Raw genomic sequence first — 2,245 nt, 5'->3', positions numbered from 1 at the left:
ACATCCTGCTGCACGTTGTCGGCCTGTACTGCCGATTTTCCCTGGGCCATGCCCAGTGCCGAGATGAACAGTACGCTGCCGGCACCGATGCGAAAAGCTCTGGCCGTTCTTGGCCATTTCGCGCAGCTTCGCGGTCGGGTGGTACAGCGCGCCCAAATCAGCGTACTGGTCAGCCAGGGCAACGAACTCTGCAACACCGATCGAATCGATGTAGCGCAGTGCACCGCCACGGAATGGAGGGAAACCAATGCCGTAGACCAGGCCCATGTCTGCTTCGGCGGCGGTTTCGACAATGCCGTCTTCCAGGCAGCGCACGGTTTCCAGGCACAGCGGGATCATCATCCAGTTGATGATGTCTTCATCGGTGACTTCGCGCTGTTCAAAGACGATCGGCTTGAGCACTTCCAGCACCGACGGATCGGCAACCTTCTTCTGCTTGCCGCGCTTGTCGGTCTCGTAGGCGTAGAAACCCTTGCCGTTTTTCTGCCCCAGGCGCTTGGCTTCGTAGAGAACGTCCACGGCCGAACGACGGTCGTCTTTCATGCGGTCAGGGAAACCTTCGGCCATCACATCGCGGCCATGGTGGCCGGTATCGATACCGACGACATCCATCAGGTATGCCGGGCCCATCGGCCAGCCGAATTTTTCCATGATCTTGTCGATACGGACGAAGTCCACACCGGCGCTGACCAGCTTGGCGAAACCGCCGAAATACGGGAACAGCACACGGTTGACCAGGAAGCCCGGGCAGTCATTGACCACGATCGGGTTCTTGCCCATTTTCTTGGCGTAGGCAACGGTGGTGGCAATCGCCTGCTCGCTGGACTTCTCGCCACGGATCACTTCAACCAGCGGCATCATGTGAACCGGGTTGAAGAAGTGCATGCCGACGAAGTTTTCCGGACGCTTGAGGGCCTTGGCCAACAAGCTGATGGAAATGGTCGAGGTGTTCGAGGCGAGGATGGTGTCCTCTTTGACCTTGTCTTCGACTTCGGCCAGAACGGCTTGCTTGACCTTCGGGTTTTCGACGACCGCTTCGACCACCAGATCCACGTGACCGAAATCACCGTAGGACAGGGTCGGACGAATGCCGTTAAGCACTTCAGCCATTTTCGCGGCGGTCATGCGACCCTTTTCAACGCGGCCAACCAGCAGTTTGGCGGCTTCGGCCAGCCCCTGCTCGATACCGTGCTCGTTGATGTCCTTCATCAGGATCGGCGTACCCTTGGAAGCCGACTGGTAGGCAATGCCGCCACCCATGATACCGGCGCCCAGTACGGCAGCCTGTTTCACGTCGCTGGCGATTTCGTCGTAGGCCTTGGCCTTTTTCTTCAGCTCCTGATCGTTCAGGAACAGGCCGATCAGGCTTTGAGCCGCGGAAGTCTTGGCCAGTTTGACGAAACCGGCAGCTTCCACTTCCAGCGCCTTGTCGCGACCGAAGTTCGCGGCTTTCTGGATGGTTTTGATCGCTTCGACCGGGGCCGGGTAGTTCGGGCCGGCCTGGCCAGCCACGAAACCTTTGGCGGTTTCGAAGGCCATCATTTGCTCGATCGCGTTCAGCTTGAGCTTTTCAAGCTTCGGCTGGCGCTTGGCCTTGTAGTCGAACTCGCCGGAAATGGCGCGTTTGATCAGTTCCAGCGCGGCGTCCTGCAGCTTCTCAGGCGCAACCACGGCATCGACGGCACCCACTTTAAGCGCGTCTTCGGCACGGTTTTCCTTGCCGGCGGCAATCCACTCGATAGCGTTGTCGACACCGATCAGGCGCGGCAGACGTACAGTACCGCCGAAGCCCGGGTAGATCCCCAGTTTGACTTCCGGCAGACCGATCTTGGCCTTGGTGGACATGACGCGGTAGTCCGCAGACAGGCACATTTCCAGGCCGCCACCCAATGCGATGCCGTTGATCGCGACGACGGTCGGGACGTTGAGGTCTTCGAAATCGCTGAAAATCCTGTTGGCTTCCAGGTTGCCAGCAACAAGCTCTGCATCCGGCAGCTTGAAGTTGTCGACAAATTCGGTGATGTCGGCGCCGACAATGAATACGTCCTTGCCACTGCTGACGATCACACCCTTGATCGAAGCATCTGCCTTGATGGCGTCCACGGCCTGACGCAGTTCGTTCAGGGTTAGACGGTTGAACTTGTTGACGGACTCACCCTTGAGGTCGAACTTCAGTTCGACGATGCTCCATCGTCGACCTGCGTGTCGACTGGGCGGACGAAGACCCGATCGGCCAACTGGCACA

At 58.8% G+C, this 2,245-nt stretch carries 1 protein-coding gene; it reads right to left on the bottom strand.

Translation table 11 applies throughout. The features are described 5' to 3' along the window. A partial coding sequence (gene fadB / locus ACQKP2_RS32550) for a fatty acid oxidation complex subunit alpha FadB (RefSeq protein WP_427582346.1) occupies positions 1–2,184 on the bottom strand: 2,184 nt, incomplete at its 3' end. Positions 2,185–2,245 lie beyond the last annotated feature (61 nt).

It is taken from the genome of Pseudomonas sp. NPDC089569 (genome assembly GCF_050280625.1).
In the GTDB taxonomy this organism is placed as follows: Bacteria; Pseudomonadota; Gammaproteobacteria; order Pseudomonadales; family Pseudomonadaceae; genus Aquipseudomonas.
Note: the sequence above shows the minus strand (reverse complement) of the source record. Positions and strands in the feature narration are given on the sequence as shown.